The following is a 14,280-nucleotide window of genomic DNA, read 5'->3' as shown; positions in this document are numbered from 1 at the left end:
CATCCTCTGGCTTTATCCACCTCAGCAAGCATTGCCACGGGTGCTCAACGAAACAGCAGGGCCATTCGAAAGACTACAAACTTGTTAGGCTCCAAGGGGCTTTCTGCTGCGTACAACGCGACCCAATATTGAATCCACCCGGCAACTAGATGGAGGTTCAGCCTTTCCGCGTAAACAGTTTGGAATTGGACCTTCGGCTGAAGATTCCCAGACCGGAACAACATCTAGACAAAGCAATAGGTAGGGGTAACCCCCTACCTATCAAATGACTAAAGCTTTATATTCGTTACTTAATAACCTTCGATACAACACCAGCACCGACGGTCCGTCCACCTTCGCGAATGGCAAAGCGCAGTCCCTCTTCCATCGCGATGGGGGTGATGAGCTTTGCGGTGACGGTCACCCGATCGCCCGGCATAACCATTTCTACGCCCTCAGGCAGTTGAAGCTCACCAGTAACGTCGGTGGTCCGGAAATAGAACTGGGGTCGATACCCGCTGAAGAAGGGGGTATGCCGTCCACCCTCTTCTTTGCTCAGTACGTAAACCTCAGCCTCAAACTCGGTGTGCGGAGTGATGGAACCCGGCTTGGCCAATACCTGGCCGCGCTCAATCTCGTCCCGGTCAACGCCACGCAACAGGACACCGATATTGTCTCCAGCCTGGGCTTGATCCAGAAGCTTACGGAACATCTCCACGCCGGTAGCCACAGTCTTCCGGGCCTTGTCCATCAGACCGACGATCTCCACTTCGTCACCCACTTTGACAGTACCCCGCTCCACACGACCGGTGGCCACGGTTCCGCGTCCAGTAATACTGAACACGTCTTCCACAGGCATGAGGAAGGGTTTGTCAACTTCCCGTTGGGGGGTGGGAATGTAGTTGTCTACCTGCTCCATCAACTCAAGAATCTTGCTACACCATTCGCACTCGCCACAGCCACACTCCAATGCCTTGAGGGCAGAGCCAGCCACTACAGGAACCTCGTCTCCAGGGAACTCATACTCGCTCAGGAGATCCCGTACTTCCATCTCCACAAGCTCCATCAGTTCCTCATCGTCCACCATGTCCGCCTTGTTCAAGAACACGACGATATTAGGCACGCCTACCTGACGGGCAAGGAGAATGTGTTCCCGGGTCTGGGGCATAGGACCATCCGCCGCGGAAACTACTAAAATCGCACCGTCCATCTGGGCTGCACCAGTAATCATGTTCTTTACATAGTCAGCGTGACCAGGACAATCCACGTGGGCATAGTGCCGATTCTCGGTCTCATACTCGACGTGGGAAGTATTGATCGTAATTCCCCGTTGTTTCTCTTCAGGTGCGTTGTCGATCTCGTCAAACCGCTTTGCCGCTGCACCGCCCTTTTTGGCGAGCACGTTGGTAATGGCTGCCGTCAAAGTGGTCTTACCATGGTCTACGTGACCGATGGTACCAATGTTGACGTGTGGTTTAGTTCGTTCAAATTTCGCTTTAGCCACAGGAATCACTCCCCTTGCCTTTGCGGCATGTCCTTCAATATGTTATCAGATCTCAACAACATATCGCCCTCTAACCCAAGATACTACAAAAAGCCCTTCAATTCCAGAATGGAGAGGGCTAAAAGTTTTAGAAAATGGAGCCGGCAACCAGGATCGAACTGGTGACCTCATCCTTACCATGGATGCGCTCTACCTACTGAGCTATGCCGGCATGGTTGCGGGGGTTGGACTTGAACCAACAACCTCCGGGTTATGAGCCCGACGAGCTACCAATTGCTCCACCCCGCGCTGTATTGTGGTGGACAAATAAATGGTGGAGGGAGTAGGATTCGAACCTACGAAGGCATCGCCAGCAGATTTACAGTCTGCCCCCTTTGGCCAACTCGGGAATCCCTCCACGGTTGTGCCCGTCTAAGGGCTGGTGATGTTCAATTGTTCCACCCGTTGCATTGTAGCATCATTAGCCCGGGAAGTCAACCCCTCAATGGTTAGATTGCCTGGAGCCAGCGGGGGGACTTGAACCCCCAACCTTGGCCTTACAAGGACCCTGCTCTACCGATTGAGCTACACTGGCCGGCTGAGCTAATGCAGATGTTATTATAGCCAACTTGTGTACCGTTGTCAATAATGCAACGCAGATTCTTCGCGAAACAGTAATTGGGAGCTGTTACGTTGAACTGACTCCCTTTGTCATTGTCTAACGGGGAACCAAAGGGCCAGTTCGATGGCAGCGATGTTTGTGGGCACCACTTTGCATCCGGAACCAGCCCCGTGTCGGGAAGCAGCAGAAAGGCCCTGCGTAACTGGGTTACAGATGGGATGCATGCTTCCACCGCGTCCTGTTGTACCTGCAGACACACGCAACAGACATAGCGGGTTTGACTCACACCAGCACGAAAGTGCTCCGGGCCCTAGAAGTAATCTCCTCCCCACAGGCATTGGGCTTTTCCGCCTCCGAATCCTGAGTACCTCTACACTTGGAACAAAGGGCCCGCGGAGGTTATCCCCACATTTCCCTGCTTTGACTCCAGAGGAAGTATCCTTCGGCTTTGACCCAAGTGGGAAGCTTTCGGCCGGTCTATATCCTCACAGAATGAGTTAGAGCACCAGGATCAATACAAAGATCGAAGCCAGCAAGGACACCACCGCCACCGGAGCACAATACTTAATGAAAGTCAATGCCGTGAAGCTTTCGCCCTTATCCTTCAGAATCTTCACCAGCATTACTCCGGCAAGGGCACCAATAGGACTAAAGAAGGCACCGATGTTTGAACCTATGATGGTGGCGTAAATTGCCACAGGCAAATGGGGACTTGTAGCCCCGTTGTGTAAAACACCGGAGAACAGGATGCTCATAGGAATGTTATTGATGATGTTTGAAGAGAGGGCAGAAGCAAAACCGAAAAGAAGCCCTACATCCCAAGGATGATTGGTGGCCGAAAACATTAGTCGGGATAACGCATCTGTAATTCCGTGCTTTTTCAAGGTCAAGACTGCTATAAACATGGACAAGAGAAAGGGAACCAGTGAATAGGGTAAACCCTTAAACACATCTGTTATATCCACCTGATACTCTGTGTCAGCGGTTTTGGCCTGGTCAGTGCTGCGGTGAAGGTTCACCAGCCAAGCCCCGATCAGGAGAAGAAGTGCAAACACCAAGGATATGAGCCACATCTCCAGATCAATGTAAGAGCCTACAGTCAGTGTAAGCACGCAAAGTCCCAGAGTAACTAGGGATAACGCGGCGATAGTCTTATCCTTCAACTCCACCTTCTCAGCGGAGTGCCCGTGTACGGAGGACACACCCAAGGATTCCATCAATTGCCGTCGGAAGATAAGAAGCAACATAAGAAAAGAGGTCAACCCCGCAGCAATGCTGGGCAATACCATGACCCGCAGGTATCCAATAAAGGTTGTACCTGTAGAAGAGGCGATATAGATATTTGTAGGGTTGCCGATCATCAGTACCAGACTCCACGTATTGGCAGCGACGAATTCCGCGATGATGTACGGCACAGGATTTATGCCAGCCTTCTTGGCAAAATGGTAAATGAACGGAGTAAAAGTGAGGATGATGATATCGTTGCTCGTAAAGACGGTAAGGACCGCGATCACGGCATAGAATACCACGAATAGGTGGAGTTGGTCTCTATCCGAGCGGCTCATGGCCTTTAGGGCACAGTACTCGAAGAACCCTGCCCTATCTAGCATAACGGAAATAAAACACATGGACATGAAAAGTACAAGAATCTTCAGCGGATTCATGCTCTCGCTGGCTGTGATTCCCCTTAACACCTCAAGGGGAGTGATAGCACCCACAGCCAGTAATACTACAGGGATTACCAGGGAGACCAACCAAAAGCTTTCTGCTCTTATAGTCTGGCCTTTGAACGATATCGCCAAAACCGGCTTCTTCACGACAAGGACAGTTATGACAAAACACACCACCAGGACTAATACCAAGGCAAAGTAACCCATACATACACTCCTAAACCACATTGTGATGTTGCTTGCTGAAACATGTCGAAGTCAAGACCGTATCCCACAGGATAGAGTTGTACGGAAGATGCCCTGTACAAAGACATCTACTTTCCAATGGGGCTACAAGCGCTTGTTTTCAGCGTACTCATGGCCATCCCAGAAGACAGGAATAGAGCCCTTTGCCCCTAGCGCACTCCTTCTCTTGCATCCTCTCTGAGACATCGGTATAGGATCTGTACGGGCACTTCTCTGGCCGCACGTACCCCAGATCCGGTCAGAGTGTAATGGCGTAATGAAGTTTGGTGGATAGGGTTAGATTCCCGCACACTGTCTTCAGAGTGGCAGACTTAGAAGGAAAAGTGACCGTGTTTCCTACCGGAGTCCATGGCCTGAACCCCTTCTTAGAGGTGAGCACGATTACCGAGAAAAGTAGTTCTACGACACGCGGGAAATTCCTGCAGGAAGCGGCAAACTAGATGTAGGGTATTGACACAGATTTATACTATATGGAAGGAGGGCCTGCACCCTTCACCCTTTCGCGCATACGTCTGGAAAGGATTGCTCGGCGAGGAAGGGCAAGCTTTAGGTAACAGGCCAGAACCGGTTCGCAGGGGCCACCAGTCTCTTTTTCGGCGGTCGGTACCGGGGTTTCGTCGCAGCAGAAAAAGAAATGCGGGCGCAAGCTACAGGGAACCTCCTATATTCAGATCCCACACTACTCCGCCAAGGGCAAACCCGGGACCAAAGGATAGCCTACGGCAGGAACGGGACACCTGAGAACCACCCAAATCCCTTAGGGGGCCAAATGCTAAACCGCCACGTCTCTTTCGGTTAAAAAGCGCTCCACTTTGCGTTTGATTCGTTGTAGGGCGTTATCGATTGATTTGACATGGCGCTTCAACATAGTCGCGATCTCTTGATATGATTTCCCTTCAAGATAACATATGAGGACTTCCTTTTCGAGATCGCTCAACAGCTCATTCATTTGTCGGCACATATGGTCAAACTCTTCTTTATCAATGAGCAGTTCCTCAGGATCGGCCACTTGTTGACTGGAGATAATATCGAGAAGTGTGCGTTCGGATTCTTCATCATGGATAGGCTTATGCAGGGAAATATAAGTATTAAGGGGAGCATGTTTTTGTCTACTGGCTGTTTTCACCGCTGTGATGATTTGCCGGGTCACACAAAGTTCCGCAAAGGCGCGGAAGGATGCCGGTTTTTCCATCCGGAAATCCCGAATCGCCTTATACAGGCCGATCATTCCCTCCTGAACTATATCCTCATGATCAGCCCCCATAAGAAAGTAGGACCTGGCTTTGGTCTGGACGAAACCGCGGTATTTATGCAACAAAAAGTTGAGGGCGGCGTCATCGCCACAACGGGCCCGTTCGGCCACTTGTTCATCATCAAGGACCGCGAATTCTTCCAGCTCAGAAAAAACCACCAACCCCATCGCCTCCCGATGATATCGGTAGCCACCTAGCTAAACTGCCGCTGGCGCAATACTTCAAAGATTAGGATCGCTGCTGACACAGCTGCGTTCAAAGAGCTGATCTCTCCCTGCATAGGTATCGCTGTTAAGAAATCGCAATTCTCTTCCACCAAACGACTCAAACCTGCACCTTCGGAGCCAATTACCAACCCCAAAGGTACGGTAAAATCTGTTTGGTAACAGCTTTGGGGTGCGTTGGCACTGGCCCCGGCAATCCAAAGACCGTGCTCCTTCAGCACCCCGATCGTCTGCACCAAGTTGCTCACCTGGACCACCTTCACATATTCCAAAGCACCAGCAGCAACTTTAGCCACTGTGGCGTTGACCCCCACAGAGCGTCGCTTCGGCAAGATCACCCCATCTACACCCGCGGCCTCCGCCGTACGAAGCAAAGAACCCAGGTTCTGTGGATCCTGCCAATGGTCTAACAAGACTACCAAAGGTGTTTTCCCCTTGCCCAAATCGGCGAGGAACTCATCAAAAGGGGTATAAGAAAAGGGTTCCACCACAGCAATGACCCCTTGGTGGTTCTGACCCGGGACCAGTTCGTCCAAGACTTCGCGATCCACATACTCGACGAGAATCCCCGCCTGCGCCGCTCTTTGTTTAATTGTATGCAAGACGTCACCGGACTTAGTCCTCAGCTGGGCTTGTTTGGGCAAGACTATTTTATGAATCAGGCGGCCAGCCCGTATGGCCTCCAGGACCGGGTTCCGTCCGAAAATCAAGGTCTCCATCGGAAAGTAACCCCTTTTCTTTCGCCGGTAAGGAAACGCTTATTCACCAAATCCAAGGACCTCCTTCAGTCTTTGTTCCTGACCGGTGAGAAACAAAAAGCCTACCAAGGCCTCGAAGCCCGTACTCTGCCTGTACTTCGTTGCGGAAGTGCTCCTTGGAAGCGTCCCTTGCTTACAGTTGCGGCCACGGCGGACCACATCCTTTTCTTCTTCGCTCAACTTGTCAAGCATCTTCTTAAGGAAATCCGCCTGACATTCCGCGTTGACCTTCGCCACGGTCCGTCGATGCATCTGATCTAGCTTCATCGCCGGCTTTTCCACTAGCCAACTGCGCACATAAAGCTCGTAAACCGCATCTCCCACATAGGCCAGTACCGCTGGTGACAGTTGTTTCGCCTCTGCAACACTCAATTGGCAAAACAGGCCCCCAGAATTCTTCAGTTCACCTTCCATCGAGGACCCTCTTTCGTATCTTCCACTACGATGCCCAGCTCCGTAAGCCGATCCCGAATCAGGTCCGCCAACGCCCAGTTTCTCTCTTCCCGCAACTTCTCCCGCACCGTCAGAAGGAGATCAATAACCTCCGCGGTCAAACCGGTATCCACAGCCGCCTGGGCCTCTTCGGAGATCACCCCGAGGATCCCTTGGGCCACCTGTTTCAGGAAAGCATAGGCCTCCGCCCCTTCGGTGCAGTCCGGGCGGTTGGCGTAGCGCACCACGTCAAAACATACGGCCACTGCCCGAGCGGTGTTAAAATCGTCGTCCATGGCCTCTGTGAAAGCCTCCATGGCCCAAGCCAGCGGTTCGGCTGGAGCAGCTTGGCCGTATTGTTCCTTCAAGCGTTTATAGGTATCCTGCAATCGCCGCCAACCCCGTTTGGCCTCCTGCATTTTCTGCTCATTAAACTCCAAGGGGCTCCGATAATGGGTGGACAGAATGTAAAACCGAAGAAGTTCGCTGGGGTACTTAGCCAACAAGTCTGAGACCGTTAAGAAATTCCCCAAGGACTTAGACATTTTCTCGTCGTTCACGGTGATCAGTCCATTGTGCAACCAGTACCTGGCAAAGGCACAACCGGTCAAGGCCTCGGATTGGGCAATCTCGTTTTCATGGTGGGGAAAGACCAGGTCCATACCCCCACCGTGGAAATCGAAGCCTGCCCCTAGATAATGCATGGCCATCGCAGAACATTCGATATGCCACCCGGGTCGACCCGGCCCCCAGGGACTGTCCCAACTGGGTTCATTGGGTTTGGATTTCTTCCAGAGCGCAAAGTCCAGGGGGTTCCGCTTGTTTTCACTCACATCGATGCGGACACCGCTTTCCAACTCATCAACCTGTTGTTTAGACAGTTTCCCGTACCCTTCAAAGGCTGGTACATGGAAATAGACATCGCCGTCGGCTACATAGGCCACGCCCTGGGCAATAAGATCTTCCACCATCGTAATGATATGAGAGATGTGCTGGCTTACCCGGGGATGATAATCCGCCGGTGCCACCTTCAGCGCCTCCATCGCATCCAAGTACTCTTGAATGTACTTGCTGGAAAGCTCCTCGGTAGTTATACCCAGTTGCTGGGCCCGGGCAATGATCTTGTCATCCACGTCGGTAAAGTTTTGTACGTAAGTGACTGCGTAGCCCTTACTCTTCAGGTATTTACGAATCACATCCCAAATCACACTGGGACGGGCATGTCCTATGTGTGTTTCGTCATAGGGCGTTACGCCACAGACATAAATACTAACGCGCCCCTCCTCCCGAGGCACAAACTCCTCCTTGTTCCCTGTCAGTGTATTATAAACCCGCAAGCCCATCCATAAGTCATCCCTTCTGCACAGCATCTTCCTTCGGGCTGCTTTGCGCTTTTTCTAATTCTTTGATTTTTTCCTCAAGACTATCCATGCGCCGTTGCATACAGCGGAACATCTTTTCTACTGGGTCCGGTAGATTGTGGTGGTCCAAGTCGATTTCATTCACGCGCCGCCCGTCCTGGACAACCACCCTGCCGGGAACCCCGACAACAGTGCTGTTGGGAGGCACCTCCTTGAGCACCACTGCCCCGGCGCCAATCTTCGCGTTATCCCCCACCTTGAAGGAGCCGAGCACCTTGGCCCCTGCAGAAATCATCACGTTGTTGCCAATGGTGGGATGTCGTTTGCCTTTCTCCTTCCCCGTACCGCCAAGGGTCACCCCCTGGTACAAGGTCACATTGTCACCGATCTCGGTGGTTTCACCAATCACCACACCCATCCCGTGATCAATAAAAAATCCCTTGCCGATAACTGCGCCGGGATGGATCTCAATTCCGGTGAAGAAACGGGTGAGCTGGGAAATGATGCGGGCCAGTAGGAATAGCCGTCTTTTGTATAAAAAATGAGCAATCCGGTGCCAGAAGATGGCATGGACCCCTGGGTAGCAAAGCAGAACTTCTAACAGATTCCTTGCCGCCGGATCCCTTTCAAATACCGCCTTGATATCAGCTTTAATTGTATCAAACATCCCAAATTGATCACCCCACCACCGCACAGGAATTGGGAAACACATTTATCTTTGCTTAATTATACAGATAAGCCTTCTTGGGTGTCAACCAAACATTGGCGGGACAACCCTTAGGCCTGACTGGCCAAGAGTTCAGCTAGCTTCCGGTAAGCCGAGGCGCCATCGACTCCCTTGGCATAGGTCATAATGGACTCACCAGCCTGGGCCGCCTCCGCAAAGCGAATCGTCCGTTTTATGACTATGTCGAAGACCGGGATCTTTCCGTTAAAGGTGGCCTTAATCTCTTCCAGGACCTCCTTGGAGTGTTTGGTGCGTTCATCATACATCGTGGGCAAGATTCCCACGATCCTCAACTTACTGTTCAACTGCAAGCGCACCTTTCCGTACATTTTCAACAGGGCCTTCACTCCCCGGAGGGCCAAATACTCACAGGCCACAGGGATCAGCATCTCATCGGCCACCGCCAGGGCATTCAAGGTCAAAAGCCCCAGGGTAGGCTGGCAGTCGATGAGGATGAAATCATATTCATCCCGCACCTCCTTCAGGACAATCCCCAGGCGTCTTTCCCTGGAGACTGTACCGATGAGATCCATCTCGGCCAAGGATAGATCTATGTTAGCCGGAAGTAGATCTGGTCCAAATTTCGTAGCCAACATCACTTCCTTGGCATCAAGGCCGCGCATCATCGCATTGTAGACAGTCTTGGGCAGGGAATCCGGTTCAAACCCACAGGAAACCGTCAGGCCTCCCTGGGGATCGAGGTCCACAAAAAGTACCTTCTTTCCCAGCTCCGAAAGGGCCGCACCGATATTCAAAGTCGATGTAGTTTTACCCACTCCGCCCTTCTGGTTGGATACGGCTATGATTCGGGACATGATCGCGCCTCCATTCCCTCGGTGTCCCCACTTTCCTGCAGATTGGCCAAGTTTTTCGCCATTCGTTTCAACCGCTGTTGCACCAAATAATGGATGGTACCTTCTTCGTAAGTGCCATCGGGTCGCAACTGGCCCGCAGGCAGACCCGTTATCAGTTCGATACCGTCGTCGACGTGATCCACTGCATAAATATGGAACTGCCCCTGGGCCACTGCCTCCACCACCTCGTGGCTTAACATCAAATTTTCCACATTCCGCCGGGGAATGATCACTCCCTGATCCCCGGTGAGCCCCTGCAACTTGCAAACAGCAAAGAATCCCTCGATCTTTTCATTTATGGCCCCCACCGGCTGCACTTCACCCTTTTGATTTATGGAACCGGTCACCGCCAGGCCCTGCTTGACAGGCACCCCAGCAATGCTGGAAAGCAAAGCATAAAGCTCAGCACTGGAAGCGCTGTCCCCATCAACACCGCTGTAACTTTGCTCAAAGCACAAGGTTGCAGAAAGGGAAAGTGGATACTCCTTGGCATACTTTCCTGCCAAGTATCCACTAAGGATCAAGATACCCTTGTTGTGAATCCGCCCATCCAACCGGGCTTCCCTTTCGATATTAATGACACCTTCCTCACCTACGAAAGTCTCCGCGGTAATGCGACAAGGCTTACCAAAGAGGTGATCCCCCAGGTCAATCACCGCTAAGCCATTAACTTGGCCGACCTTTTCACCGGTGGTGTCAATAAGGATACTGCCTTCTCCGATGGCCTCCAGAATCTTCTCTTCATACAGACTGACCCGATAACGTTTTTCCCCGATCGCCTTCTTTACATGCTCCCTTTGCACCCACGGGCTGCCATCGGCACGGGCCCAAGCATCGGCCTCATAGACAATCTCCAGGATGCGGTTGAACTCGGTGCTCAATTTCCGTTGGTGTTCCGCTAACCTGGAACTGTATTCCACTACTTCGGCCACCGCTTCCTTGGTAAAATCCTTCACTCCCTCTTTGCGACAGACGGTGGCAATTAGGGACACCAGCTTTTGCACATTGTCTTCAGTACGTTCCGTTTCCGTATCGAAATCCGCCTTCACCTTGAAGAGCTTGGCAAAATCCTCATCGTAGTTCTCCAAAAGATAATATAGCTCTGGGTTGCCCACCAAGATTAACTTCACTTGCACAGGGATGGGATCAGGTTTTAGCGAGGCCATGGGGGTAAGACCCAGTTGTTCGTTCAACCCTTCAATGGTCACCGCTCCGCTCCGCAAAACCCGTTTAATTGCTTCCCACGCGTAGTAATTGCTAAGCAAGGCTTGGGCGGGGATAATTAAGTACCCACCGTTCGCCTTGTGCAGAGCACCGGGCTTGAGCATACGAAAGTCGGTAACAAAAACCCCCATCTCGTTTCGATATTCTTGTTTGCCTAAGAGGTTCGAATAATTGGGATTCGGCTCAAAGACCACCGGCGCACCGGATAAATCCCTATTATCTACAAACAGATTCACTTCATATTTGGCCAGGGAATCGGTACGCCCCATCCGGCGCAACCACGGGAGGGGCAACCCGCTTTGTTCTTCGTCCATCAGCAAGTCGTGGAAATTAGCGACGAGGTCCCTTTGCATAGACCGCAAGTAATCCTGTACCCGCGGATTGTCAGTGTATTCGCCTATAATTTCCTCAAATGCTGGAGTGGCCAGTTCCGTCACCACCGACGCCTCCAGTTTACGTACCTCGCCCTTGGCTTCCTTCTCCAGGGCCCGAACCCGGCGAATAACATCTGCGATATGCTCCTGTAGTTCCTTGTGGCGTTCTTCCAACTTGCGACGCAGATCGTCGTCCAGTTTGGGCATTTCCTCGGAATCCACTGGTTGACCATCCACCACTGGAACGGCTGAAAGCCCTGTGTTAGTCCTTCTTAGTATAAAGCCGCGTTCCTGGGCAAAGCCTTCCAGATCCAAGAGTAATTGCTGGCTCCCCTTGGAATACTGCTCCAAAAGCTCCGCCTTCCGGCGAGCATATTCCTCACTTTCCAAGGTCTGGTTGATTTGCTCTTGGAGTCTCTCGATTAATCGATCCACCCGTTCGGCAAATTCCGCCCCACCCCCTGGAGGAAAACTCAAAGCCAGAGGTTGATCGGGCTTGTCGAAATTGTACACATAGCACCAGTCCTGGGGAACGGGTCTTTGGGCCGCTACCTTCCCCACCATGGTCTGGATTAAGCTGTTTTTCCCCAGGCCAGGAATACCGGATACATAAATGTTGTATCCCGGTCGGTCCATAGCGAGTCCGAATTCCAAGGCTCGTTCCGCCCGCTGTTGACCGATGAAACCCGTCAAAGGGGGTACATCCCGAGTAGTTTCAAATTGGAGCCCACAGGAATGACACCGGGCCCGCAGTTCGTCTTGCGTCAACTTTTTGATCGCCAAAGCACGATCCTCCCACTTCACCTACTGTGTAATCTGTTTCCGCGCCAGTTCCTTAGCCAGATCATAGACATCCTTTAAAGGCAGAGCAAGTTGGTCAGCGGCCATCTTACAATCTTCATACTCAGGAGCAATGTTTGTCACCTGCTGACCCATCCGGGCAATTTTCACTCCGATCCGTTGATCGCCCAACTCCACCTGGAGCCGCTCTGCGGTCAACCCATACATGGTTTCATTTCTAACCCGCACCCCTAGAGTGGTGGTCTCCCGGAAGATGATCCCTTGTAACAACTCCACCCGGGCAGGGTTAGCCAAGACCGTAAGTAGGGTGGCGGGCCGCCCCTTCTTTCCCTGCACCGCAGTGAGGGTCACCTCCAAAGCCCCTGCTGCCTGCAATTTCTCAATGACATAGGAATAAAACTCCGGGTTCATGTCATCGATACTGGCCTCGATGATGGCAATAGGTGATCCCCCCGGCGGAAGTTTGCGTTCTTGGCTCTCAACCTTTTCTCCCAAACTGATGCGCAGTAAGTTGGGAGTGGCAAGGACTTTACTCCCAGCTCCGTACCCCACGCGCAAAAGGCGCATCGCCGGTGGAGGAACAAACTGGCATAGAGATGTAAGAAGCAGGGCACCGGTGGGTGTTACCAGCTCCGCCTCCACATCGGTTTGATAGACCGGATAACCCTTCAACAGCTCCAAGGTGGCCGGGGCCGGCACAGGGATTCTACCATGCTGACACTCCACAAAACCGGTCCCCAGGGGAATGCTTCCACAGTACATTTCCTCGATCCCCAAGTAGGCAAACCCGCAAAGGGTACCAAGGATATCCACGATAGAGTCCACGGCCCCCACTTCATGGAAATGGATTTCATCCACCGTAGTATTGTGAACCCTAGCTTCCGCCTCCGCCAGGCGGGTAAACAATTTGACGCCCTGGATCTTGATCCTGTCCGACAACTTGCTTTCCTCGATTAGCTGCAGAATGTCCGCCAAATTGCGATGAACATGGGTTTCTTCGGTCTCCACGATAGCTTTTACGCTGGTAATTCCGGAAACCACCCGGGTCTGTTGGCTGACTTTATAGCCGGGTACCCGAAGACTAGCTAGGTCCCGGTGCAGCTGTTCCGGAGTATACCCCAGATGGAACAAGGCACCAAGAAACATGTCTCCGCTCGCTCCGGAAAAACAATCCACATAGGCTATTGTCATCGACTTCATCTCCATCGGCCCACAGGGCCCTGTAGTTCTTCCTGCATCTTCCATTCCAACACTCCGCTATAGTGTAACAGCTTCTCCCCCATCGAAACAAGGCGGGCCGTATACCCCCGCCAAGGCGCCCCCAACTGAAACTGCAGGGGCCACAGAGTCTTTTCGTCCAGCCAGATGGTCTCTAGGCCCTGCTCACCGGTAAGGTAAAAGGGTAGGGCCCAGACCGTTTCCCCGGAGAGCACCAAAGGCTGAAGACGACCCTTGGCAAACCATCTCTCCCCCTGGGTAAAGAGGTCAAGCACTCCCAGTTCTTCGAAGGAGTCCCACGCGACCATGAGCCTGCACAACAGCGATAGGTAATCCAGTTCTTCTCCCGTTCTTGGGATCTCCCGTTGTTGCTGATCGGCTCCACAGATCTGGATCCGATCCTCTTCGGGATGAAACAGAAAACAGGAGCTGTAAACCTGACTTTCCATTGTCTCCTGTTGTTGGTAAAGCAACGGAGCAAGATTGGTTAAGTCAACGATAGTATGCTCCTGAATGGACCAGGACCTTGGAGTCTCCCACTCTTCGGTACGGGTCACTTCCAGATAATACATTCCATTTATGCTATCATAACGGGGCCATCCAAAATCCAAAGTAAGTAGCCCCACATTTCCGTCGTCTTCCAAGATTTCATAGACAAAGGTCATCGCATAGGGCAGCTTCGGAAACCCTTGAGCAAAACAAGTAAACAGGGTCACCATGGGTAGTAACAGCATCACCGCACCGAAGACCCTCTTGTTACCTACCGAATACATACTCATCCTCCCCGCACAGATGTTTCTTTTTCTACCCACTTAAATCTATTTTACCTTTTCATGTTCCAGGAGGAAAGCCAGCAGCAACCAGATCGTGATGAAGATGCACACTTTGAAACTATTACCATGGGTCATCGTCAGGTTTTGGCTTAATCCGGGATTTCGCAGGGTTACCCTTGAAAAATGGCGACAGATAAAGGAAAAGTGCCTTCCCATGGGGAATTCTTAACGGGGACAGCATCCCAAGAACACCCCGAAGGAGGCACCTTTCTGGTGAGTAT

General features: G+C 52.0%; 11 protein-coding genes and 4 tRNA genes. All 15 read right to left on the bottom strand.

Annotated elements, in window-relative coordinates; translation table 11 throughout:
• Positions 1-286 precede the first annotated feature (286 nt).
• Positions 287-1,483, bottom strand: a complete 1,197-nt coding sequence (tuf, locus tag GXX57_11275) for an elongation factor Tu (protein ID HHV45225.1) — start codon at positions 1,481-1,483, stop codon at positions 287-289.
• 135 nt (positions 1,484-1,618) lie between these two features.
• Positions 1,619-1,694, bottom strand: a tRNA-Thr gene (locus GXX57_11270).
• A 1-nt stretch (position 1,695) separates the two neighbouring features.
• Positions 1,696-1,771 (bottom strand) — tRNA-Met (locus tag GXX57_11265).
• Between the two features lie 23 nt (positions 1,772-1,794).
• Positions 1,795-1,880, bottom strand: a tRNA-Tyr gene (locus GXX57_11260).
• A 101-nt stretch (positions 1,881-1,981) separates the two neighbouring features.
• A tRNA-Thr gene (locus tag GXX57_11255) sits at positions 1,982-2,057 on the bottom strand.
• Between the two features lie 524 nt (positions 2,058-2,581).
• The gene (locus tag GXX57_11250) at positions 2,582-3,961 is read right to left on the bottom strand and encodes a hypothetical protein (protein ID HHV45224.1); all 1,380 of its coding nucleotides are present in this window, start codon (positions 3,959-3,961) and stop codon (positions 2,582-2,584) included.
• 811 nt (positions 3,962-4,772) lie between these two features.
• A complete protein-coding gene (gene sigH, locus GXX57_11245) occupies positions 4,773-5,420 on the bottom strand; it encodes an RNA polymerase sporulation sigma factor SigH (protein HHV45223.1) in 648 nt (215 codons plus the stop codon).
• A gap of 26 nt (positions 5,421-5,446) precedes the next feature.
• A complete protein-coding gene (gene rlmB, locus GXX57_11240; protein HHV45222.1) occupies positions 5,447-6,196 on the bottom strand; it encodes a 23S rRNA (guanosine(2251)-2'-O)-methyltransferase RlmB in 750 nt (249 codons plus the stop codon).
• 39 nt (positions 6,197-6,235) lie between these two features.
• A complete protein-coding gene (locus GXX57_11235; protein HHV45221.1) occupies positions 6,236-6,649 on the bottom strand; it encodes a Mini-ribonuclease 3 in 414 nt (137 codons plus the stop codon).
• Positions 6,634-8,010 carry a cysteine--tRNA ligase gene (locus GXX57_11230; GenBank protein ID HHV45220.1) on the bottom strand — a complete coding sequence of 459 codons (1,377 nt, stop codon included), beginning with the start codon at positions 8,008-8,010 and terminating at the stop codon, positions 6,634-6,636. The genes GXX57_11235 and GXX57_11230 overlap by 16 nt, the downstream gene beginning before the upstream one ends.
• Positions 8,011-8,017: 7 nt before the next feature.
• Positions 8,018-8,695 (bottom strand): serine O-acetyltransferase, encoded by a 678-nt coding sequence (gene cysE, locus GXX57_11225; GenBank protein ID HHV45219.1) that lies wholly within the window; start codon positions 8,693-8,695, stop codon positions 8,018-8,020.
• Between the two features lie 110 nt (positions 8,696-8,805).
• Positions 8,806-9,570 (bottom strand): ParA family protein, encoded by a 765-nt coding sequence (locus GXX57_11220; protein ID HHV45218.1) that lies wholly within the window; start codon positions 9,568-9,570, stop codon positions 8,806-8,808.
• A complete protein-coding gene (locus GXX57_11215; protein HHV45217.1) occupies positions 9,555-11,990 on the bottom strand; it encodes an AAA family ATPase in 2,436 nt (811 codons plus the stop codon). The genes GXX57_11220 and GXX57_11215 overlap by 16 nt, the downstream gene beginning before the upstream one ends.
• 21 nt (positions 11,991-12,011) lie before the next feature.
• The gene (gene larC, locus GXX57_11210) at positions 12,012-13,208 is read right to left on the bottom strand and encodes a nickel pincer cofactor biosynthesis protein LarC (protein ID HHV45216.1); all 1,197 of its coding nucleotides are present in this window, start codon (positions 13,206-13,208) and stop codon (positions 12,012-12,014) included.
• Complete coding sequence (locus GXX57_11205) at positions 13,205-13,999, bottom strand: hypothetical protein (protein ID HHV45215.1); 795 nt, start codon at positions 13,997-13,999, stop codon at positions 13,205-13,207. The genes larC and GXX57_11205 overlap by 4 nt, the downstream gene beginning before the upstream one ends.
• Between the last annotated feature and the right edge of the window lie 281 nt (positions 14,000-14,280).

It is taken from the genome of Bacillota bacterium (genome assembly GCA_012839765.1).
Classification (GTDB): Bacteria; Bacillota; Limnochordia; order DUMW01; family DUMW01; genus DUMW01.
Note: the sequence above shows the minus strand (reverse complement) of the source record. Positions and strands in the feature narration are given on the sequence as shown.

Excerpts from the sequence above, each read along its gene's own strand:
- larC (HHV45216.1), bottom strand. The coding sequence starts at position 13,208 with ATGAAGTCGATGACAATAGCCTATGTGGATTGTTTTTCCGGAGCGAGC.
- GXX57_11220 (HHV45218.1), bottom strand. The coding sequence starts at position 9,570 with ATGTCCCGAATCATAGCCGTATCCAACCAGAAGGGCGGAGTGGGTAAA.
- sigH (HHV45223.1), bottom strand. The coding sequence starts at position 5,420 with ATGGGGTTGGTGGTTTTTTCTGAGCTGGAAGAATTCGCGGTCCTTGAT.
- GXX57_11205 (HHV45215.1), bottom strand. The coding sequence starts at position 13,999 with ATGTATTCGGTAGGTAACAAGAGGGTCTTCGGTGCGGTGATGCTGTTA.
- rlmB (HHV45222.1), bottom strand. The coding sequence starts at position 6,196 with ATGGAGACCTTGATTTTCGGACGGAACCCGGTCCTGGAGGCCATACGG.
- cysE (HHV45219.1), bottom strand. The coding sequence starts at position 8,695 with ATGTTTGATACAATTAAAGCTGATATCAAGGCGGTATTTGAAAGGGAT.
- GXX57_11250 (HHV45224.1), bottom strand. The coding sequence starts at position 3,961 with ATGGGTTACTTTGCCTTGGTATTAGTCCTGGTGGTGTGTTTTGTCATA.
- GXX57_11230 (HHV45220.1), bottom strand. The coding sequence starts at position 8,010 with ATGGGCTTGCGGGTTTATAATACACTGACAGGGAACAAGGAGGAGTTT.
- GXX57_11235 (HHV45221.1), bottom strand. The coding sequence starts at position 6,649 with ATGGAAGGTGAACTGAAGAATTCTGGGGGCCTGTTTTGCCAATTGAGT.